The organism is Salinarimonas sp., assembly GCF_046292825.1.
Lineage (GTDB): Bacteria > Pseudomonadota > Alphaproteobacteria > Rhizobiales > Beijerinckiaceae > Salinarimonas.
Genome location: NZ_JBKBQG010000011.1, coordinates 1 through 18,809 on the forward strand (window position 1 = coordinate 1; position 18,809 = coordinate 18,809).

Sequence of the window (18,809 nt, forward strand, 5' to 3'; positions counted from 1 at the left end):
CCCTCCCCTACGGGGAGGGATTCGCGCCCATCCCTCCCCGTAGGGGAGGGTGGACGGGCGCGCGCAGCGAGCCCGGCCGGGTGGGGCCCGGGTGGTGGATAGACTGCAGGCGTCGGGCCCCACCCGACCTCCGTCGCTTCGCTCCGGAGGCCACCCTCCCCTACGGGGAGGGATTCGCGCCCATCCCTCCCCGCAGGGGAGGGTGGACGGGCGCGCGCAGCGAGCCCGGCCGGGTGGGGCCCGGATGGTGGATAGACTGCAGGCGTCGGGCCCCACCCGACCTCCGTCGCTTCGCTCCGGAGGCCACCCTCCCCTACAGGGAGGGATCTCCCTCAGCGCGTCTTGCCAGGCACCCAGAGCACGTCGGCGCGGCCGTCGTCGTTGGCGATGCGGGCGGCGACGAAGAGGAAATCGGAGAGGCGGTTGAGATATTTCACCGCATTCTCCGAGACGCGCTCCTCGGGCCTGCCCGCGAGCGCGACCGCGAGCCGCTCGGCGCGGCGGCAGACGGTGCGGGCGAGGTGGAGGGCGGCGGCGGCGGGCGATCCGCCGGGCAGCACGAAGGAGCGCAGGGGCTCGAGCCGCTCGTTGAGCGTGTCGATCTCGGCCTCGAGGCGCGCGACCTGAGATTCGATCACGCGCAGGGGCTCGTAGGGCAGTGGCTCGCCGGTGTCGGGGGTCGCGAGATCGGCGCCGAGGTCGAACAGGTCGTTCTGGATGCGCGCGAGCATGCCGTCGAGCACGGGATCGGCGCCCGTGTGCAGGCGCGCCATGCCGATGGTCGCATTGGTCTCGTCGACCGTCCCGTAGGTCTCGATGCGCAGGTCGTTCTTCGGCCGCCGTTCGCCCGAGGCGAGCGCCGTCGTCCCCTTGTCGCCGGTGCGGGTGTAGATGCGGTTCAGGACGACCATGCGGCGCTCCTCGGTTGATCGGGCGAGCGGGAGATAGGCCGTAGCCGTGCCGAGAAAAGACCCGCTCGCGAAACAGCCCGGCTCAGAAGGAATAGCCGAGGCGCGCGCCGAAATTCGTCATGCTCGAGCGCTCGGCGCAGACGCCGGAATTGCTCAGATGCTCCACGCTGGCGACGAAGCTCCAGCTCTCGTTGAGGCGATAGCCGATCGCGGCGGCCTCGCGCAGGCTCGGCGCGCAGCCCGCGGGCACGCCGCGGCGCACCGTGTCGGGGGCGAAGGCGGAGGCGCGGGTCTGCTGGAGAGCGCCGCCGATCGAGGCCTCGACGAAGATCGCCGGCGTCAGATCGAGCGTCCAGGTCAGGCCGGCGAAGGCGTAGTTGATGCCGCCCGACAGGTTGAGCGCGCCGCCGAGATGGGGGCGGGGGACGAAATAGCTCGCGAACAGCTCCTGCGTCGTGATCGGGCGGGCGAAGAGCACCTCGCCCTGGACGGCGACGGCGTCCCAGCTGTTCTCGGCGAAGGGGGAGACGGAGAAGACGCCGAAGCGCGCCTCCGACAGGAAGCCGCCCCGCAGACCCACGGGGATCGGAGGCTTCTCGCCCTCGAAGCCGGTGCGCGCGAACGGAGCGTCGACCGCCTGGGCGGCGCCGTGGCCGGCCAGCAGGATCAAGGCGGAAGCGACGACCTGCGCAACGCGCATCGTGGTGAACTCCTCGTTAACGTTTCCTAGCGCCAACGCCGGCAAAAGGGAAGCAGCGTGGCGGTTTTCTTCACACTTTGCTGCCGCGCAGCCCGAAGGACTCCCGAAATGTGGCGACAATCCGGCAAAAGCGGAGCGGCCGTCAGACGGCCCTCCACCAGATGACGCCCATGATCACCACGATGGCGAGGAACTGGAGCAGGACGCGCCAGCGCATGAGGCGCTGCGACGTGTTGGCGCTGCCGCCCCGAACCATGTTCAAGAGGCCGAGCAGCAGCACCACGCCGACCGCGATCACCGCGATCGGCACGAGCAGCGAGACGAAGCCGTCCATCGATTCGTTCTCCTTTCAAGCCTTTTCGTTCGGCATGGAGAACGGCTCCTTGCCGTGAAGGCGGGCATTGCACCGGCGGCGCGGCGGCTCGCTCAGGCATCCGGCAGCGCGCGCGGTGCCGGATCGACCGTCGCGGTGGTGCCGCCGCGCACCTCGAGCACGGCGAGGCCGCGATCGTTGAGGCCGTCGGCCCGGAAGCGGAAGACGCCGTCGACGCCCGCGAATCCCGAGCGATTCGTGAGAACGGCCTCGGCGAATCGCTGCGTGCCCTGCGTCCGGTTCAGCGCGGCCGCGAGCGAGATCGCGTCGTAGGCGAGCGATGCGATGCGGATCGGGCTCTCGTTGAAGGCGGCCTGATAACGCTGGGCGAAGGAGGCGAAGCCGGCCTGCTCGGGCGCCGCGAACCAGCCGCCCTGGAGCGCCGGCAGAGCGAGCGCCGTGGGCTCGTTCCAGATGCCGGTGCCGAGCGGGCGCACGCGCGCGGGATCGAAGCCCGCCGCCTGCAGCGCCGCCGACAGCGCCGCGAGCCCGTCGGGCGTCTCCGGCATGAACAGGGCGTCCGCCTGCGGCGCGGCGCCGGTGATCACGGGCTGCAGGCGCGCGACCGCCGCCTGCGGCTGGCCCGCCGCGTAGCGCTCGATCTGGACGACGCGGATGCCCCGCTGCGCCGCCGCCTGCCGGAACTGCGCCTCGACCACGTTGCCGTAGGTCGTCTGCGGAATGAGCGCCGCGATCGACCGCCGCCCCTGGCGCGCGGCGTAGTCGATCACGCGGTCGACTTCCGGCTGCGGCAGGAAGCCGATGAGATAGACGCCGCGTTGGGCGACGCTCGCATCGGTCGAGAAGGCGATCACCGGCGTGCCCGAGGGCCGGGCGATCTCGCCCGCCGCCGCCACGGACGCCGCGAAGAGGGGGCCGACGACGAGCTCGGCGCCCTCCGCGATCGCGGCCGAGACGGCCTGGCGCGCGCCGTCGGCCGTGCCGCGATCGTCGTAGAGGACGACGCGCAGATCGGGATCGCGGAACTCGCGCAGGGCCAACGTCGCGGCGTTGCGCAGGTCGCGCGCGGCCGCGCCGCCCTGGCCCTGCCCCGACAGGGGCAGGACGAGGGCGATCGACACGCTGCCCTCCGAGAGCGTCTCGCCCGTCGGCAGAGCCGGCCCCGCCGGTGCGCCGAAGGGCCCGCCCGCGCCGCCGCCGCCTCCGCCTCCCGCGAAGGGGGTCACGCAGGCGGCGAGTGCGAGGGCCGCCGCACCGGCGACCGCCGCGCGCGCGATCCGCGCCGCACCGCTCCAGAGAGACCCGCATTCACCCCGCGTGCGCTCCGTCCTCGCGAAGTCTTCGTCCCGCGCGTGCATACGCCACCCTTTCCTCGATCCGCCTCCTCGGCCATTGTCCGGCCGAACCCGCCGCGCCGTGGTGACACGAGAGCGGCGTTTACGCAAACTCAACACTTTCGACGCGGCTCCTGGCAAGGGGGACCTGGGACAGGGGCCACCCGCGAGGAGCGGCGTCGCGCGGGCACCGGCGAGGTCGCGGGGCCGCGATCGCGAAGCGAGGACGCACATGGCGCAGGAACGTGGCAGCGGCAAGACCGGGGGCGCCAAGACCGGGGGGAGCAAGACCGGGGGCGGCGCGGGACGCGGCGAGCGCGGGCGATTCACCGCCTTCGGGCTCGCCGCCGAGGCCGAGCCGATCGCGGCGGGCTTCTACGTGGTCGCGACGCCGATCGGCAATCTGCGCGACATCACGCTGCGCGCGCTCTCGACGCTCGCCGCCGCCGATGCCGTCCTCGCCGAGGACACGCGCGTGACGAAGCACCTCCTCGCCCATTACGGCATCACGACGCCGCTCTATTCCTATCACGAGCATTCGGGGGAGGGGGTGCGCGCGCGGCTGATCGAGCGCGTGCGCGAGGGCCAGGCGCTGGCGCTCGTCTCGGACGCGGGCACGCCGCTCGTGTCCGACCCCGGCTACAAGCTCGTCGAGGAGGCGATCGCGGCGGGGCTGCCGGTGACGCCGATTCCCGGCCCCTCCGCCATCCTCTCCGCCCTCGTCGTATCGGGTCTGCCCTCCGACCGCTTCTTCTTCGAGGGCTTCCTGCCAGCCAAAAGCGCCGCGCGCCGCACGCGCCTCTCCGCGCTCGCCGAGATCCCCGGCACGCTTCTCGTGTTCGAGGCGCCCCATCGCCTGCCGGAAATGCTCGCCGATGCCGCCGCCGTGCTCGGCGAACGCCCCGCCGTCGTGGCGCGCGAGCTCACCAAGATGTTCGAGACGGTGCGCCGCGGCAGCCTCGCGACGCTCGCCGCGGAATTCGCGGAGGAGGGCCCGCCCAAGGGCGAGATCGTCGTCCTGATCGGCGAGGCCTCCGGCGAGACGCGCCGCGCCCGCGCCGAGAGCGATCTCGACGCCGCCCTCGTCGACGCGCTCGCCACCCATTCGGTCAAGGACGCCGCCGCCATCGTCGCCGCCCAGACCGGCTTGCCCAAGCGCGACGTCTACGCCCGGGCGCTCGAGCTGGGCAAGCGGGGAAGAGAGGGGTAGGGGAGCGGCGGGAGAGGAGAGGGGGAACCCTCACCCCGTCAGCCGCGCGACGAGCTTGCGGATGGCGGGGGCGAGGAGGAGCAGGCAGGGGAAGGCGACCGCCCAGGCGACGAGCCAGGCGGTGAGCCACATCCGCGCGAAATCGTCGACGAGCCCGACCGCTCGGAACGTCGCCACCGCCGAGACGATGAGCGACATGATCCCCGACAGGAGGAGGCTGAACAGGTAGGGGGCGGAGGCGGCGGGCAGCATCGCGGGGGGCTCTCCGGAGGGGGCGCGGCGACGCCGACCTTGCGCGGGCGCTCGCGCGGCGGCAAGAGGGGATGCGAGAACGATCGCCACGCGCCCGAGCGAGAGAGCCACCGTGTCCCGAACCCTCGTCACCCTGATCACGCCCCCAGTCGCCGAGCCGGACGCCCTCGCGCCCCTCCTCGCCGCGGCGACGGAAGCGGGGGAGGTCGCCGCCGTGATCCTGCCGCTCGTGCCCGCCGACGAACGCACTCTGGTGCGGCGCGTGAAGGCGCTCGCGCCGATCGCGCAGGCGGGCAACGCGGCGCTCGTGATCGCGCTCGCGGGTCCGCCCCCGGCCGGGCTCGACCTCGCGACCGTCGCCACCCGCGGCGGCGCCGACGGCGTCCATGCGGCGAGCCTCGCGGAGGCGCGGGACTTGCGCGAGCGGCTCGGGACGGAGCGCATCGTCGGGATCGGCGCGCTGCGCACCCGCCACGACGCGATGAGCGCGGGCGAGATCGGCGTCGACTTTCTCCTGTTCGGCGAGCCGCGCGCGGACGGATCGCTCCCGCCGCTCGCCTCGGTGATCGAGCGCGCGGGCTGGTGGGCGGAGATCTTCGAGACGCCCTGCGTCGCCTTCGCGCCGTCCCTCGACGACGTCGAGACGCTGGCGCGCACGGGTGCGGAATTCGTCGGCCTCGGCGAGGCCGTGCTCGCGGCGCCGGACGGTCCGCGCGCGGCGATGGCGCGGGCGAGCGCGAGCCTCGAGCGGATCGCCGAGGAGCGCGCGGCGGCGGAGGCGCAGGCGCGGCGGGCGGCGAGCCCCGAGAGCGGGCGATGAACCGGCCTCCTCGCCGCCGCTCGGCGCTCTGCGCGTCGGCCGCGCTCGCGCTCGCGCTCGCGGCCCCCGCCGGCACGCTTCGCGCGCAGACGTCGGACGCGCCCGAGCCGCCCGCGATCGACGGCGCCACGCCCGCGCAGCCCTCCGACGCGACGCCGGGCACCGAGACGCTCGCGCCCGGCGATGCCGACGCGCCCGCCCTCGCGCCCTCGCGCGCGTTTCGCGACACGACGCTCGCCGCGCCCCCGCCGGTCGGCGCCGAGGTCGACCCGAACGCGGATCTGCCCTACGGCGCCTATCAGCGCGGCTATTACCTCACCGCGCTCCACCGCGCGATGCAGCGGCTGGAGGAGGTGCCCGATGACACGGCGGCGATGACGCTGATCGGCGAGCTCTACAAGGAGGGGCTCGGCGTCGTGCAGGACATTCCCCGCGCGCTCGACTGGTACCGGCTCGCGAGCGAGCGCGGCGACGCCAACGCCACCTTCGCGCTCGCCATGGCGGCGGTGGAGGGGCGCGGGCGCGAGCGCGACCTCGACGAGGCGCGCCGGCTCCTCGAGCGCGCGGCCGAGGCGGGCCATCCGCGCGCGGCCTACAATTTGGCGCTGTTTCTCCTGGGCGATGGCGGGGGCGCGGCGCGGACGCGCGCGGCCGAGCTCCTCGAGGCCGCCGCCTTCGCCGAGATCCCCGCCGCCCAGCACGCCCTCGGCGTCCTCCTCGCGGAGGGCATCGACGGGACGCCCGAGCCGATGCGCGCCGTCGCCTGGCTCTCGCGCGCCGCCCGCAACGGCGAGACGGATGCGATGGTCGAACTCGGGATCGCGCTGTTCAACGGCGACGGGACGCGCCCCGACGAGGCGGCCGCCGCCGGGTGGTTCCGCCGCGCGGCCTTTCGCGGCCATCCGGTGGCCCAGAACCGCCTCGCGCGCCTCCTCGTCGCCGGCCGCGGCGTCGCGACCGATCTCGTCGAGGCCGCCTCCTGGCACATCCTCGCCGCCGCCCGCGGCGTCCCCGACGCCTGGCTCGACGAGCGCCTCGGCCGGCTCCCGGCCGAGGACGTCGCGCAGGCCGACGCCCTCGCCCGCGAGCGGGCAGCGTTCATGTGAGAAGTGTCACAACCCCTGCTGCGTCACGAACTTCGTCGTGACATAGGCCTCGAGCGCCTCCATGCCGCCCTCCGAGCCGTAGCCGGAATCCTTCATGCCGCCGAAGGGGGTCTCGGGGAGCGCGATGCCGTGGTGGTTGATCGACACCATGCCGGCCTCGATCCGCGAGGCCAGCGCCGAGGCGCGCTGGGCGGACTTCGTATAGGCGTAGGAGGCGAGGCCGTAGGGGAGGCGATTGGCTTCCGCGAAAGCCTCCTCGTCGTCCGAGAAGCGCTGGATCGCCGCGATCGGGCCGAAGGGCTCCTCGTTCATGATCCGCGCCGACATCGGCACGTCGGTGAACACCGTCGGCTCGAAGAAATAGCCCTGGTTGCCGATGCGCTTGCCGCCGGTGCGCAGGCCCGCGCCCTTCTCGACCGCGTCGGCGACGAGCGCCTCCATCGCCTCGATGCGCCGCGAATGGGCGAGCGGACCCATCTTGACGCCGTCCTCCAAGCCGTTGCCGACCTTGAGGTTCTTCGAGATGTCGACGAAGCCGTCGACGAAGCGCTCGTAGATGCTGTCGTGGACGAGGAAGCGGGTGGGCGCGACGCAGACCTGGCCGGCATTGCGGTACTTGTTGGCCGAGAGCACGGAGAGCGCCTTCTCGACGTCCGCATCCTCGAACACGATCGCCGGCGCGTGCCCGCCGAGCTCCATCGTGGCGCGCTTCATGTGCGCTCCGGCGAGCGCCGCGAGGTGCTTGCCGACGGCGGTGGAGCCGGTGAAGGAGATCTTCCGGATGACGGGATGGGGCACGAGATATTCGGAGATCTCGGAGGGCACGCCGAAGACGAGCTGCAGCGCGTCGCCCGGCACGCCGGCATCGAGGAAGCAGCGCACCATCTCCGCGCAGGAGGCGGGCGTGTCCTCGGGGCCCTTCAGGACGATCGAGCAGCCGACCGACAGCGCGGCGGCGACCTTGCGGACCGCCTGGTTGATGGGGAAGTTCCACGGCGTGAAGGCCGCGACGGGGCCCACCGGCTCCTTCATCACGATCTGCATCACGTCGCCCGCGCGCGGGGGAATGACGCGGCCGTAATTGCGCCGGCCCTCTTCCGCGAGCCAATCGCAGGTATCGGCGCCGCCGAGCGTCTCGACCCGCGCCTCGAAGAGGGGCTTGCCCTGCTCGATCGTCACGATCGTCGCGATGCGCTCGGAGCGCTCGCGCAGGAGATCGGCCGCCTTGCGCAGGATCTTGTAGCGGTCGAAGGCGCCGACCTTGCGCCAGGCGGCGAAACCGCGATCGGCGGCGGCGAGCGCCTCGTCGAGATCGGCGGTCGTCGCCTTGGGCAGATCGCCGATCGTCTCCGCGGTGGCCGGGTTCACGACCGGGATCGTGCCGCCGTCGGAGGCGCCGCGCCAGGTGCCGGCGATCTGGAGGGCGAGCTTCGGATAGGTCTTGTCGGTCATCGCGTCTTCGTCCTTCTCGGGCGGGCGTTCGTCGGGCGTCGTGACGTGATTTAGGCCACAGACCCCCCGAGCGCCAAGGGGCAGGCCCGCACATCCCCTCTGCGGGGAGGGATCGCAACACGACCTTGGCGTCCCGCCCGTCATCCGCACCTTGCGTCCGCGTGCGGGCCGGGACACAACGGGATGCGAGCGAGGGGCACGCGCATCGTGGCCCCTCTCGAAACCGCGAGGAGACGAGCATGACGCGCGACTTTCAATCTCCCGGCCGCTCGGCGGTCTACGGCACGCGCGCCATGATCGCGACCTCGCATCCGCACGCCTCGCGCATCGGCCTCGAGATCCTGGCACGCGGCGGCAGCGCGGTGGACGCGGCGCTCGCCGCGAGCGCGATGCTCTGCGTGGTCGAGCCGCACATGACCGGCATCGGCGGGGATTGCTTCGCGATCGTCGCCGCCCCCGGCGCCGCCCCGCGCGCGCTGATGGGCTCGGGACCCTCGCCGCGCGGCGTCTCGCGCGAGGCGCTCGTCGAGAGCGGCCTGACCGAGATCGCCGACGACAGCCCGCATGCGATCAATCTCCCCGGCGCGGTGGCGGCCTGGGTCGCGCTGCACCAGGCCCATGGCCGGCTGCCGCTCGCCGAGCTGATGGAGCCGGCGGCCCGCGTCGCGGAGGAGGGCTACGCCATCGCCCCGCGCGTCGCCTTCGATTTCGCGGCGAATGCCGAGCGCGTCGCCCGCCACGAGGCGACCGCGCGCCTCTTCCTGAAGGACGGCGCGCCGCTGCGCGTCGGCGACGTCCACCGCCAGCCGGCCCTCGTCGCGACGCTGCGCGCGATCGGCCGCGAGGGCCGCGCCGGCTTCTACGAGGGGGCGGTCGCGCAGGACATGGTCGAGACGCTGCGCGCGGCGGGCGGGACCCACACGCTCGACGATTTCGCCGCCGTCGCCCCCACCTGGACCGACCCGATCCACGGCCGCTTCGCCGGGCGCGAAATCCTGGAGACGCCGCCCAACGGGCAGGGCGCCACCGCGCTCCTGATCCTCGCCGCGCTCGAAGGCTTCGCTCCCTGGACGGCCGCGGGCCCTGCCGAGCGCGCGCGGCTCCTCGCGGAGGCGACGCGCGCGGCCTATCGCCTGCGCGACCGCGGCCTCACCGACCCCGCCGCGATGCCGATCACGATCGCCGATTTCCTCGGCGAGCCCTCCGTGCGCTTCGTGCGCGAGGCCTGCGCCGTGGCGCGCCCGCTCGGCGCGCCGGTCGAGGCGGCGGGGCGGGTGCCGTGGGAGACGGACACGATCTGCCTCTCCGTGGTGGACGGGGACGGGCTCGTCGTCTCGTTCATCAATTCGCTCTTCCACCCCTTCGGCGCGACGCGCGTCGCCGAGCGCTCGGGCGTTCTGTTCAATTGCCGCGGCGCCTCCTTCAGCCTCGAGGCGGACCATCCCAACCGCCTCGCGCCGGGCAAGCAGACGATGCACACGATCATCCCCGGCCTCGTGATGGAGAACGGCGCGCCGCTGATGCCCTTCGGCGTCATGGGCGGGCAGTACCAGTCCTGCGGGCACGCGCACCTGATGATCCGCCTCTTCGAGGAGGGGATGGACCTGCAGAGCGCGATCGACGCCCCGCGCCTGTTCGGCTATGGCGGGCGCACCGAGGTCGAGCGCGGCGTCGACGCCGAGACGATCGCGCATCTGCACGCGGGCGGCAGCAACCCGCAGACGGTCGCCGCGCCGATCGGCGGCGCCCAGGCAATCCTGATCGACCGCGCCCGCGGCATCCTCGTCGGCGCCTCCGACCCCCGCAAGGATGGCTGCGCGCTGGGAATGTGAGGAGCGGCGACCCGCTTCTTTCGCGGGGCGCAGAACAGACCTCTCCGTGTCATCCCCGGCCGGAGCACGCGTAGCGTGCGCAGGGGAAGGGGACCCAGCACGGAATGGTGCGTGCGGAGCACGCTCGTGCGGCGGCGTCCAGCCGCCTCGTCGGCGGCAATTGGAGCGCCTTCGGCGCAGAGTCGGGCGCTGGGTCCCCTTACCCTGCGCGCCTTCGGCGCTCCGGCCGGGGATGACACCGGCGGTCGGCTCGACTCGCTCGACGACCGGCGAGAGGACTCGGGACCCGCTCACGCGAGCAGGAACAGCCCGACGAGCCCCGCGGTGCCCACCACGATGCGCCAATAGCCGAACAGGGCGTAGCCGTGCTTCGACACGTAGTCGAGCAGCGTCTTGACGACGAACAGAGCCGCGACGAAGGCGGTGACGAAGCCGATCACGATCTTGAGCGTGTCGGAGGCGTCGAGCGTGCCGAAGCTGCGCGCCGTCTCGTAGACGAAGGCGCCCGCCATGGTCGGCATCGCGAGGAAGAACGAGAACTCGGCCGCCGAGCGCTTCGAGGCGCCCATCAGGAGCGCGCCGACGATGGTCGCGCCCGAGCGCGACACACCGGGGATCATCGCGAGGCACTGGATGAAGCCGATGCCGAGATACATCCGCATCGAGAATCGCGTCGCGTCCGTGTGCGTCTGGGCGAGATTGGCGCGGTCGATCAGGATGAGGACGATGCCACCCGTGATCAGCGTGATGCAGACGACGAGCGGGTCGAACAGCACGCCCAGGATGAAGTCGCGCGCGAGCACGCCGATCAAGGCCGCCGGCAGGAAGGCGACGAGCACGCCGATCACGAAGCGGCGCGCCTTCGGATCGTAGGGCAGCGCCTGCGCGATCGCCCACAGGCGGGTGAAATACACCGACAGGATCGCGAGGATCGCGCCGAACTGGATCAGGATCGCGAAGGTCTTGTCCGCATCCGCATCGAGGCCGAAGACCGCCTGGAGGAGAATCAGGTGGCCCGTCGAGGAGACGGGGATGAATTCGGTCGCACCTTCGAGCACGCCGAGGAAGAAGGCTTGCGCCGCCTCTGTGAGGGTCATCGAAATCCGATCCTGATCGACGGCTCGCGAATCGCCGCGAAAGGCTTCTATACGCTGGCATCGCGGGAGGCCAGTGCAGGAAGGTTACTCCGCGTTAAGTCATCGAAGCCTTAATGTCGCCTGCGTTTCGCGCGTCATGGGACAACATGTCGACCCTTCACCATTATCCGCTCTGCCCGCAATCCCGCTTCGTCCGCCTCGCGCTCGCCGAGCTCGGCCTCGCCGCCGAGCTCGTGGAGGAGCGCCCGTGGGAGCGCCGCGCGGAGTTCCTCGCCCTCGACCCGACCGGCCAGACGCCGATCCTGGTGGAGGGGGCGCTCGTGGTGCCCGGTCCCGCGACGATCGCCGAATGGCTCGACGAGACGAGCGGGGCGGGGGCCGGCGAGCGCCGGTTGATGCCGGAGGATCCGGCGGCGCGGGTCGAGGTGCGCCGGCTCATGAGCTGGTTTCTCGGCAAGTTCTACGACGAGGTGACGAGCTATCTCGTCAACGAGAAGATCTACAAGCGCTTCGTGCCCCCCGCCTCCGGCGGCGGCCCACCCGACATGGCCTCGATCCGCGCCGCGCGCGCCAATGTCCGCTACCACCTGCGCTATGTCGGCTTCCTCGCCGCGCGCCGGAATTTCCTCGCCGGCGATCGCCTCACCTATGCCGATCTCGCCGCGGCTGCCCATATCTCCTGCGTGGATTATCTGGGCGATGCGCCATGGGCCGAGGACGAGCACGCGAAGACGTGGTACGCGCGGGTGAAGAGCCGGCCCTCGATGCGCGCGCTCCTCGCCGACCGCGTGCCGGGGATGGCGCCGGCGGATTCCTACGCGGATCTGGACTTCTGACGCCCGAGCGCCTGAAGGACGCGCTCGTCGCGCGGGCGGGCGCGCTCGGCTTCGACGCCGTGCGCATCGCCCGCGTCGCGGACGTGCCCGATCTCGCGGAGCGGCTCGCGGCCTGGCTCGATGCCGGCTATGCCGGCACGATGGACTGGATGGGCCGCGAGGCCGCGCGCCGCGCCCATCCCGGTCGCCTGTGGCGCGAGGCGCGATCCGCGATCGTGCTCGCCGTCGCTTACGGCCCCGACGAGGACCCGCTCGCGGCGATCGCGCGGCGCGAGCACGCGGCGATCTCGGTCTACGCGCAGGGGCGCGACTATCACGACGTGATCAAGGGCAAGCTCAAGGAGCTCGCGGGCTTTCTCGCGACGCGCGGGGCCTGCGACGTGAAGGTGTTCGTCGACACCGCGCCGCTGATGGAAAAGCCCCTCGCGCAGGCGGCCGGGCTCGGCTGGCAGGGCAAGCACACGGTCGTCCTCTCGCGCGATCTCGGCAATTGGCTCTTCCTCGGCGCGATCCTCACCGATGCCGATCTGCCCCCGGACGCGCCCGAGAGCGACCATTGCGGATCGTGCCGCCGCTGCCTCGACATCTGCCCGACGAACGCTTTCCCCGAGCCCTACGTGCTCGACGCGCGCCGCTGCGTCTCCTACCTGACGATCGAGCACAAGGGCCATATCGACCCGGATCTGCGCGCGGGGATCGGCAACCGCGTCTTCGGCTGCGACGATTGCCTCGCGATCTGCCCCTGGAACAAGTTCGCGAAGGCGGGCCGCGAGGCGAAGCTCGTCGCGCGCCGCGATCTCGCCGCACGGCCCCTCGCCGAACTCGCCGCTTTGGACGATGCCGCCTTCCGCGCCCTGTTCGCGGGCACGCCGATCAAGCGCACGGGGCGCGATCGGTTCGTGCGCAACGTGCTGATCGCGATCGGGAATTCCGGCGCGCCCGATCTCGCGCCCGCGGCCGAGCGGCTCTTGGACGACGCCTCGCCGCTCGTGCGGGCGATGGCGGTGTGGGCGCTCGCGCGGCTCGTGTCCGCCGACCGCTTCGCGGCGTTGGCCGCCGAGCGGGCCTCGCGCGAGACGGATCCGGAGGTCGCACGGGAATGGGAGATGTCATGAGCGAGACGCGCGAGATCGTCGTCCTCGTCGATGCGGATGCTTGTCCGGTCAAGGAGGAGATCTACGCGATCGCCCATCGGCGCCGGGTGCGGGTGGTCGTCGTGGCGAACGCGCCGATCGCGGTGCCGCGCGACCCCCTGATCGAGCGGATCGTGGTGCCGGCGGGGCTCGACGTCGCCGACGACCGAATTGCGGAGGAGGCCGGGCCGGGGCGGATCGTGGTGACGGCCGACGTGCCGCTCGCGGGACGGGCGGTGAAGGCGGGCGCGGTCGCGATCGCGCCGAACGGCAGCGTCTTCGACGAGGCCTCGATCGGGATGGCGGTCGCGATGCGCGATCTGATGACCGATCTGCGCTCGGCGGGGGCGACGACGAGCGGGCCCAAGCCCTTCGCCCCGCGCGATCGCTCCCGCTTCCGCTCGGCGCTCGACCTCGCGATCGTGCGCCTCGAGCGGGCAGGGTTCGGCACGTCGGCGGGCGGCGCGCGCCCGCCGGGATGAGGTGCCCGCGTCGGCCAGCGCTCAGCGCAGGGAGGCGGTCTGCACGTTCGCCATCGTCGCCATCACCTTGCGGCCGTAGCCGGTGCAGGGCGCGGAATTGCGGTGGATGCCCATGTTGTAGGCCGAGATCGCGCCGCAGCCCTCGCCGTGGCGGGCGATCGCCTCGCGCAGATAGAGGAGGCCGGCTTCGATCCCCGTCTTGCAATCGCGCAGATTGCCGGTGACGCCGACGCTGCGCGCGGTGGCGGGCTTGACCTGCATCACGCCGAGCTCGCCGGAGCGGCCGACGGCGTTGCAGCGGAAATTGCTCTCCACCTTGGCGATCGCGAGCGCGAGGCTCGGGTCGATGCCGTGAGCGCGGGCGCGCTCGACGACGATCGCCGCGACGCTGCCGGTGGGCACGCTCGCGCCGCTCTCCGGGGTCGTGGTCGCGGCGGCCGCCGGATCGGCCGGCAGCGCGACGGGCTCGACGCTCGCCTCCGTCTCGGCCATGCGGGCGGCATCCTGCAGGATGAAGGACAAAGCATCGTTGCCGGCAAAAGCGGGCGCGGCAAGGCAGAGCGCAAACGCGCCCGCGAGAGCGATTCGCATCGTCTCGTTCTCCTCGTTCTTGTCTGGCCCGCTATTGCGGGTCCGTGGGGGCACGCGAGACCGGGGCGCGTTCGGCGGACCGGCTCGCTTCGAGGTGCGCTGGGAGTCGGGGCGCACCCGTATGTCCGCGCCGAGGGCGCGGCAGATCGCCACTTCGGCGGCGTCGGAACCTATCCTTGGGAGTCGACCGGGACGAGAATGTGGCGACGCTCGGCCCGCATCAGGAGTTCTCCTCGTTCTTTCGTAGACCGTGGAGAACGTGCAACACCTTGCGCGGCCTGACTTTCGCGCCTGGCGCGCGCGGCGGGACCGCCGATCAACGCACGGTCGCTCCGCCGATCGTCTCGAAGCCCGCCGCCGTGCGCTGCTGGCCGATCACGCCCGCGCGCGGGGTGCGCGGCGCCTCGCCGAAGCCCGAGCTCGGCTCGCGCGCGGTCTCGAACAGCGAGCCGATGCCGTTGATCACCTCGAAGGAGCGCCGCGAGAGCGCGTTGCGGTGGAGCGCGAGGACCTGCGGGTCCGTGCTCGAGGTCACCACCGGCTCGCGCGCCTCCGGCGGCAGGATCTCGCCGTCCAAGCCGGGGATCGGGCGCAGCTCGATGTCCTGGTGGGCGAAGGCCATGATCTCGTGGAAGGTCATCGCCGGGAGCGAGCCGCCGGTCATGCGGTTCGTCGAGGTGAAGTCGTCGTTGCCGAACCAGATCGCGGCCACGTAATTGCCGGTATAGCCCGCGTACCACGCGTCGCGATACGCGTTCGTCGTGCCGGTCTTGCCCGCCGAGCGGATGCCCGGCAGCGCCGCGCGCCGGCCGGTGCCGCTCTCGGGGACGGCGGCGAGCATGACGTTCATGTCCTCGACGACGCGGGTGGAGAGCACCTGCTCGGGAATGTGGTCGCGATCGCGGCTGTAGAGGACGCGTCCGAGCGGGTTCGTCACCTCGAGCGCCGCGAAGGGCCGGGCGCGCTTGCCGCCGTTCGCGAACACGGCGTAGCCGGCGGCCATGTCGAGCACGGTGATCTCGGAGGCGCCGATCGGCATCGAGGAGGAATCCGCGATCGGCGTCTCGACGCCCATGCGCTGCGTCGTCTCGATGATCTTGGCGCGACCGGCGCGGGCATTGCCCTCGCCGAGTTCGACCGAGAAGCGCACCGGGATCGTGTTGATCGAGCGCGACATCGCCGTCGTGAGGGTCATCTGGCCGGCGAAGGAGCGGTTGTAGTTGTTCGGGCACCAATTGCCGAGGCAGATCGGCCTGTCGACCACGATCGAGTTCGGCCGCAGGTTGAGATGCGACAGCGCCGCGGCATAGACGAAGGGCTTGAAGGCCGAGCCGGGCTGCCGGCGCGCGTGCGCGGCGCGGTTGAACTGGCTCTGCCCGTAATCGCGCCCGCCGACGATCGCACGCACCGCCCCGTCCGGCTCCATCAGGACGGCCGCCGCCTGGCGGACGCGGAAGCGCTCGCCGTTCTGGCGCAGCATGTCCTCGACCGCGAGCTCCGAGCGACGCTGCAGCGCCTGGTCGAGCGGCGTCTTGACGACGAGCACCCGCTCGTGGCCGAAGGTGCCCTCGCGCGACATCCGGCGGACCTGCTCGAAGGCCCAATCGAGATAATAGTTCGGCGTCGTCTCCCGGCCGCGATCGACGGCGGAGGCGGGGTTGCGGCGGGCGATCTGGACCTGCCCCTCCGAGAGGAAGCCGCCGTGCACCATCGCCGAGAGGACCTCGTTCGCGCGGGCGCGCGCGGCGGGCAGGTTGACGTGCGGCGCGAAGCGCGAGGGCGCCTTGAACAGCCCCGCGAGCATCGCCGCCTCCGCGAGCGTCACGTCCTGGATGCGCTTGCCGAAATAGAAGTCCGCCGCCGCGACCACGCCGAAATTGCCGCCGCCCATATAGGCGCGGTCGAGATAGAGCTTGAGGATCTCGTTCTTCGAGAGCTGGAACTCGAGCCAGATCGCGAGGAACGCCTCCTTGATCTTGCGGTCGATGGTGCGCTCGTTCGAGAGGAAGAGGTTCTTGGCGAGCTGCTGGGTGATCGTCGAGCCGCCCTGCACCACGCCGCCCGAGCGCGAGTTCGCCGCGATCGCGCGCAGCGTGCCGATCGGATCGATGCCCCAATGCGAGAAGAAGCGCCGGTCCTCGGTGGCGAGCGCGGCCTTGATCATCACGTCGGGAATGTCGTCGAGCGCGACGGAATCGTCGTGGCGGATGCCGCGCCGGCCGACCTCCTGGCCGTAGCGGTCGAGAAAGGTGACGGCGAGCTCCTCGGTCTGAAGCCAATCGTCGTGGGTGTGATAGAAGGCGGGGATCGCGAGCCCGAGCATCACGAAGGCGCCGACGAGGCCGAGCGTCGTCGCCTCGCTCGCGAGATCGAGCGCGACCCGCGCGGGCCCGCGGGCGCGGAACATGTCGGTGAAGGCGGTGAAGCGGCGCCAGAACGCGGACAGGTCGCGCCCGCCGTCGAAGGCGGACGCCGACAGCCAGGCGTCGAGCGCGAGCATACGGCGCTTGACGCGCGTCCACAGGCTGATCTCGCGATCGAAACGCAAGGCCCCACTCCCCCGAAGGTGCCGCACCGGACCCGCCCGTCCCGACGCCGCGAACTCGACAATTAGCAGACCGGACCCCGCGCGGCGATACCTCTCGCGCACGCGATCCCGGGATTGACCGACCCACCCACGCCTGGCAAGCCGTCGCGCGGGCATGGAGAACGCGCCGAACCGGTTTATGTTCGATAGGCAGCCGGCGCAGGATCGGCGTTCCCCGACCCTGTCCCGCAAGCCTCGTGCCGGGCTTGCCGTCGCAAATCGAGACGCGGGCTTTACGTTTCGTTCACCATGGGAGTGGGTTCTTGGCCGCGGTCGACGCAAAACGAGACGACGAGAGCGAAAGCGTGCCGTTCTGGCGCAGGAAGTCCCTCGCGCAGATGAGCGATGCCGAGTGGGAGAGCCTGTGCGACGGCTGCGCGCGCTGCTGCCTCGTCAAGCTCGAGGACGAGGATACGAGCGAGGTCGCCTACACGGACGTCGCCTGCACCCTCCTCGATGCCGGCACCTGCCGTTGCCGCGACTACGAGAGCCGCCAGGCGAAGGTGCCCGATTGCGTGCGCCTGACGCCGGAGGTGGTCGAGGGCCTCACCTGGCTGCCCCATACCTGCGCCTACCGCCTGATCGCCGAGGGCCGCGACCTCCCCGCCTGGCACCCCCTCCTCACCGGCGACCCCGACAGCGTCCACGCGGCCGGCATCTCGGTGCGCGGGCGCGTCTCCGCCTCGGAGGACGAGGTGGGGCTGGTGGAGATCGTGGCGCGGGTGGTGGAATGGCCGTGGGAGGAGTGAGGGAGCCGCTTGCCCCCGCCCGCGCGCGGCGCTAAAGGCTGCTGCGCGAGGAGCGCTTCATGGCAAACGACATCGTGGCAAACGACCCCGTCACCGCCGCCTTGCTCGTCATCGGCGACGAGATCCTCTCCGGCCGCACCAAGGACAAGAATATCGGCCATATCGCCGAATATCTGACCGGCATCGGCATCGACCTGCGCGAGGTGCGCGTCGTGCCCGACATGGCCGAAGAGATCGTCGCGGCGGTGAACGCGCTGCGCGCCCGCTACACCTACCTGTTCACGACCGGCGGCATCGGCCCCACCCACGACGACATCACCGCCGACTGCATCGCGCAGGCGCTCGGGCGCGGGATCGACATCGATCCGCGCGCGGTGGCGATGATGCGCGAGCGCTACGCGGAGGGCGAGCTCAACGAGGCGCGGCTGCGCATGGCGCGCATTCCCGAGGGCGCGGATCTCATCGAGAACCCGATCTCCAAGGCGCCGGGCTTCATGCTCGAGAACGTGATCGTCATGGCGGGCGTGCCCTCGATCATGCAGGCCATGCTCGACGCCGTCGCCCCGCGGCTGCGGGCGGGCGCGCGCATGATCGTCGAGACGATCGACGCCGCCGGTCTCGCGGAGGGGCACTACGCGAACGGGCTCGCGGCGCTCGCGAAGGCGCATGAGGGCGTCTCGCTCGGCTCCTACCCGTCCTTCACCGGCAGCGGCTTCCGCAACCAGATCGTCGTGCGCGGGCGCGACGCGCAGGCGGTTGCGGCGGCGGCCGAGGCGGTGCGCGCGCTCCTCGCGAGCCTCGCCGGCGACGCCGCCCCGATCTGACCTCGACCACCGATCCGCACTTCTGCCCACCGAGAGGCGACCCTCATGAGCCCCGTTCCGCCCAAAGCCTTCCCCGTGTCCTGGGACCAGTTCCACCGCGACGCGCGCGCCCTCGCCTGGCGGCTCGCCGAGAGCGGGCCCTTCGAGGGGATCGTCTGCATCACCCGCGGCGGCCTCGTGCCGGCGGCGATCATCGCGCGCGAGCTCGAGATCCGGCTGATCGAGACGGTCTGCGTCGCGAGCTATCACGACTACCAGAACCAGGGGCAGCTCGTCGTCCTCAAGGACATCGCCGAGAAGGTGCGCTCCCTCGGCGAGGGCGGCGGCAAGGTGCTCGTGATCGACGATTTGACGGACACCGGCAAGACCGCGCGCGTCGTGCGCGAGATGATGCCGAACGCCCATTTCGCCACCGTCTACGCCAAGCCCGCCGGCCGTCCGCTGGTCGATACCTTCGTCACCGAAGTGAGCCAGGACACCTGGATCTACTTCCCCTGGGACATGGGCCTCACCTTCCAGCCCCCGATCCGCGACGGCGCGCAAGGCTGAGGGGGGACGG

At 71.9% G+C, this 18,809-nt stretch carries 19 protein-coding genes; 10 read left to right on the top strand and 9 right to left on the bottom strand.

Features of this window, described 5'->3' with window-relative positions:
- Window positions 1–332 precede the first annotated feature (332 nt).
- The 4 genes from ACK4UM_RS07680 to ACK4UM_RS07695 form a co-directional block, all read right to left on the bottom strand.
- Entirely contained in the window at window positions 333–911 is a 579-nt protein-coding gene (locus ACK4UM_RS07680) for a cob(I)yrinic acid a,c-diamide adenosyltransferase (RefSeq protein ID WP_409797461.1), read from the bottom strand.
- Window positions 912–993: 82 nt separating this feature from the next.
- The gene (locus ACK4UM_RS07685) at window positions 994–1,611 is read right to left on the bottom strand and encodes an acyloxyacyl hydrolase (protein ID WP_409797463.1); all 618 of its coding nucleotides are present in this window, start codon (window positions 1,609–1,611) and stop codon (window positions 994–996) included.
- Between the two features lie 142 nt (window positions 1,612–1,753).
- Complete coding sequence (locus ACK4UM_RS07690; RefSeq protein WP_409797465.1) at window positions 1,754–1,945, bottom strand: twin transmembrane helix small protein; 192 nt, start codon at window positions 1,943–1,945, stop codon at window positions 1,754–1,756.
- 92 nt (window positions 1,946–2,037) lie between these two features.
- Window positions 2,038–3,303: a penicillin-binding protein activator gene (locus tag ACK4UM_RS07695; protein ID WP_409797467.1), complete on the bottom strand. Its 1,266-nt coding sequence runs from the start codon at window positions 3,301–3,303 to the stop codon at window positions 2,038–2,040.
- Window positions 3,304–3,511: 208 nt separating this feature from the next.
- Between ACK4UM_RS07695 and rsmI the strand changes: the two genes are divergently transcribed.
- On the top strand, window positions 3,512–4,489 hold the full coding sequence (gene rsmI / locus ACK4UM_RS07700; RefSeq protein ID WP_409797469.1) for a 16S rRNA (cytidine(1402)-2'-O)-methyltransferase: 978 nt from the start codon (window positions 3,512–3,514) through the stop codon (window positions 4,487–4,489).
- A gap of 30 nt (window positions 4,490–4,519) precedes the next feature.
- Here rsmI and ACK4UM_RS07705 read toward each other — a convergent pair whose 3' ends face one another.
- Window positions 4,520–4,741, bottom strand: a complete 222-nt coding sequence (locus ACK4UM_RS07705) for a DUF2798 domain-containing protein (RefSeq protein WP_409797471.1) — start codon at window positions 4,739–4,741, stop codon at window positions 4,520–4,522.
- Between the two features lie 112 nt (window positions 4,742–4,853).
- On the opposite strand from ACK4UM_RS07705, the gene ACK4UM_RS07710 reads away from it, so the two are divergent.
- Both ACK4UM_RS07710 and ACK4UM_RS07715 read left to right on the top strand, forming a co-directional pair.
- Window positions 4,854–5,561 carry a thiamine phosphate synthase gene (locus ACK4UM_RS07710; RefSeq protein ID WP_409797473.1) on the top strand — a complete coding sequence of 236 codons (708 nt, stop codon included), beginning with the start codon at window positions 4,854–4,856 and terminating at the stop codon, window positions 5,559–5,561.
- Window positions 5,558–6,667 carry a tetratricopeptide repeat protein gene (locus ACK4UM_RS07715; protein ID WP_409797475.1) on the top strand — a complete coding sequence of 370 codons (1,110 nt, stop codon included), beginning with the start codon at window positions 5,558–5,560 and terminating at the stop codon, window positions 6,665–6,667. Before ACK4UM_RS07710 ends, ACK4UM_RS07715 begins: the two co-directional genes overlap by 4 nt.
- Before the next feature lie 6 nt (window positions 6,668–6,673).
- Here the strand turns inward: ACK4UM_RS07715 and ACK4UM_RS07720 are convergent, their stop codons facing one another.
- Complete coding sequence (locus ACK4UM_RS07720; protein ID WP_409797477.1) at window positions 6,674–8,119, bottom strand: NAD-dependent succinate-semialdehyde dehydrogenase; 1,446 nt, start codon at window positions 8,117–8,119, stop codon at window positions 6,674–6,676.
- A 239-nt stretch (window positions 8,120–8,358) separates the two neighbouring features.
- Here ACK4UM_RS07720 and ACK4UM_RS07725 point away from each other — a divergent pair, with 239 nt between their 5' ends.
- Entirely contained in the window at window positions 8,359–9,951 is a 1,593-nt protein-coding gene (locus tag ACK4UM_RS07725) for a gamma-glutamyltransferase family protein (protein WP_409797479.1), read from the top strand.
- A 290-nt stretch (window positions 9,952–10,241) separates the two neighbouring features.
- On the opposite strand, the gene ACK4UM_RS07730 is transcribed toward ACK4UM_RS07725, so the two are convergent.
- Complete coding sequence (locus tag ACK4UM_RS07730; protein WP_409797481.1) at window positions 10,242–11,048, bottom strand: undecaprenyl-diphosphate phosphatase; 807 nt, start codon at window positions 11,046–11,048, stop codon at window positions 10,242–10,244.
- 146 nt (window positions 11,049–11,194) lie between these two features.
- On the opposite strand from ACK4UM_RS07730, the gene ACK4UM_RS07735 reads away from it, so the two are divergent.
- From ACK4UM_RS07735 to ACK4UM_RS07745, 3 genes are read left to right on the top strand one after another with little or no spacing between them, the layout of a single operon-like run.
- Complete coding sequence (locus ACK4UM_RS07735; RefSeq protein ID WP_409797483.1) at window positions 11,195–11,884, top strand: glutathione S-transferase family protein; 690 nt, start codon at window positions 11,195–11,197, stop codon at window positions 11,882–11,884.
- Complete coding sequence (gene queG, locus ACK4UM_RS07740; protein ID WP_409797630.1) at window positions 11,881–12,999, top strand: tRNA epoxyqueuosine(34) reductase QueG; 1,119 nt, start codon at window positions 11,881–11,883, stop codon at window positions 12,997–12,999. The genes ACK4UM_RS07735 and queG overlap by 4 nt, the downstream gene beginning before the upstream one ends.
- Window positions 12,996–13,499, top strand: a complete 504-nt coding sequence (locus ACK4UM_RS07745) for a YaiI/YqxD family protein (protein ID WP_409797485.1) — start codon at window positions 12,996–12,998, stop codon at window positions 13,497–13,499. The genes queG and ACK4UM_RS07745 overlap by 4 nt, the downstream gene beginning before the upstream one ends.
- A 21-nt stretch (window positions 13,500–13,520) precedes the next feature.
- Here ACK4UM_RS07745 and ACK4UM_RS07750 read toward each other — a convergent pair whose 3' ends face one another.
- Both ACK4UM_RS07750 and ACK4UM_RS07755 read right to left on the bottom strand, forming a co-directional pair.
- A complete protein-coding gene (locus ACK4UM_RS07750) occupies window positions 13,521–14,090 on the bottom strand; it encodes a lytic transglycosylase domain-containing protein (RefSeq protein ID WP_409797487.1) in 570 nt (189 codons plus the stop codon).
- A 316-nt stretch (window positions 14,091–14,406) separates the two neighbouring features.
- Window positions 14,407–16,638, bottom strand: a complete 2,232-nt coding sequence (locus ACK4UM_RS07755; RefSeq protein ID WP_409797489.1) for a transglycosylase domain-containing protein — start codon at window positions 16,636–16,638, stop codon at window positions 14,407–14,409.
- Between the two features lie 302 nt (window positions 16,639–16,940).
- Here ACK4UM_RS07755 and ACK4UM_RS07760 point away from each other — a divergent pair, with 302 nt between their 5' ends.
- From ACK4UM_RS07760 to gpt, 3 genes are read left to right on the top strand one after another with little or no spacing between them, the layout of a single operon-like run.
- Window positions 16,941–17,426 carry a YcgN family cysteine cluster protein gene (locus ACK4UM_RS07760; RefSeq protein WP_409797491.1) on the top strand — a complete coding sequence of 162 codons (486 nt, stop codon included), beginning with the start codon at window positions 16,941–16,943 and terminating at the stop codon, window positions 17,424–17,426.
- Between the two features lie 59 nt (window positions 17,427–17,485).
- Entirely contained in the window at window positions 17,486–18,250 is a 765-nt protein-coding gene (locus ACK4UM_RS07765; RefSeq protein WP_409797493.1) for a competence/damage-inducible protein A, read from the top strand.
- Window positions 18,251–18,295: 45 nt separating this feature from the next.
- Window positions 18,296–18,799: a xanthine phosphoribosyltransferase gene (gpt, locus tag ACK4UM_RS07770; protein WP_409797495.1), complete on the top strand. Its 504-nt coding sequence runs from the start codon at window positions 18,296–18,298 to the stop codon at window positions 18,797–18,799.
- Window positions 18,800–18,809: the final 10 nt, after the last annotated feature.

Bases quoted from the DNA above. Each gene is read 5' to 3' on its own strand.
- ACK4UM_RS07680 (WP_409797461.1), bottom strand. From the start codon at position 911: ATGGTCGTCCTGAACCGCATCTACACCCGCACCGGCGACAAGGGGACG.
- ACK4UM_RS07685 (WP_409797463.1), bottom strand. From the start codon at position 1,611: ATGCGCGTTGCGCAGGTCGTCGCTTCCGCCTTGATCCTGCTGGCCGGC.
- ACK4UM_RS07690 (WP_409797465.1), bottom strand. From the start codon at position 1,945: ATGGACGGCTTCGTCTCGCTGCTCGTGCCGATCGCGGTGATCGCGGTC.
- ACK4UM_RS07695 (WP_409797467.1), bottom strand. From the start codon at position 3,303: ATGCACGCGCGGGACGAAGACTTCGCGAGGACGGAGCGCACGCGGGGT.
- rsmI (WP_409797469.1), top strand. From the start codon at position 3,512: ATGGCGCAGGAACGTGGCAGCGGCAAGACCGGGGGCGCCAAGACCGGG.
- ACK4UM_RS07705 (WP_409797471.1), bottom strand. From the start codon at position 4,741: ATGCTGCCCGCCGCCTCCGCCCCCTACCTGTTCAGCCTCCTCCTGTCG.
- ACK4UM_RS07715 (WP_409797475.1), top strand. From the start codon at position 5,558: ATGAACCGGCCTCCTCGCCGCCGCTCGGCGCTCTGCGCGTCGGCCGCG.
- ACK4UM_RS07720 (WP_409797477.1), bottom strand. From the start codon at position 8,119: ATGACCGACAAGACCTATCCGAAGCTCGCCCTCCAGATCGCCGGCACC.
- ACK4UM_RS07725 (WP_409797479.1), top strand. From the start codon at position 8,359: ATGACGCGCGACTTTCAATCTCCCGGCCGCTCGGCGGTCTACGGCACG.
- ACK4UM_RS07730 (WP_409797481.1), bottom strand. From the start codon at position 11,048: ATGACCCTCACAGAGGCGGCGCAAGCCTTCTTCCTCGGCGTGCTCGAA.
- ACK4UM_RS07735 (WP_409797483.1), top strand. From the start codon at position 11,195: ATGTCGACCCTTCACCATTATCCGCTCTGCCCGCAATCCCGCTTCGTC.
- ACK4UM_RS07745 (WP_409797485.1), top strand. From the start codon at position 12,996: ATGAGCGAGACGCGCGAGATCGTCGTCCTCGTCGATGCGGATGCTTGT.
- ACK4UM_RS07750 (WP_409797487.1), bottom strand. From the start codon at position 14,090: ATGCGAATCGCTCTCGCGGGCGCGTTTGCGCTCTGCCTTGCCGCGCCC.
- ACK4UM_RS07765 (WP_409797493.1), top strand. From the start codon at position 17,486: ATGGCAAACGACATCGTGGCAAACGACCCCGTCACCGCCGCCTTGCTC.
- gpt (WP_409797495.1), top strand. From the start codon at position 18,296: ATGAGCCCCGTTCCGCCCAAAGCCTTCCCCGTGTCCTGGGACCAGTTC.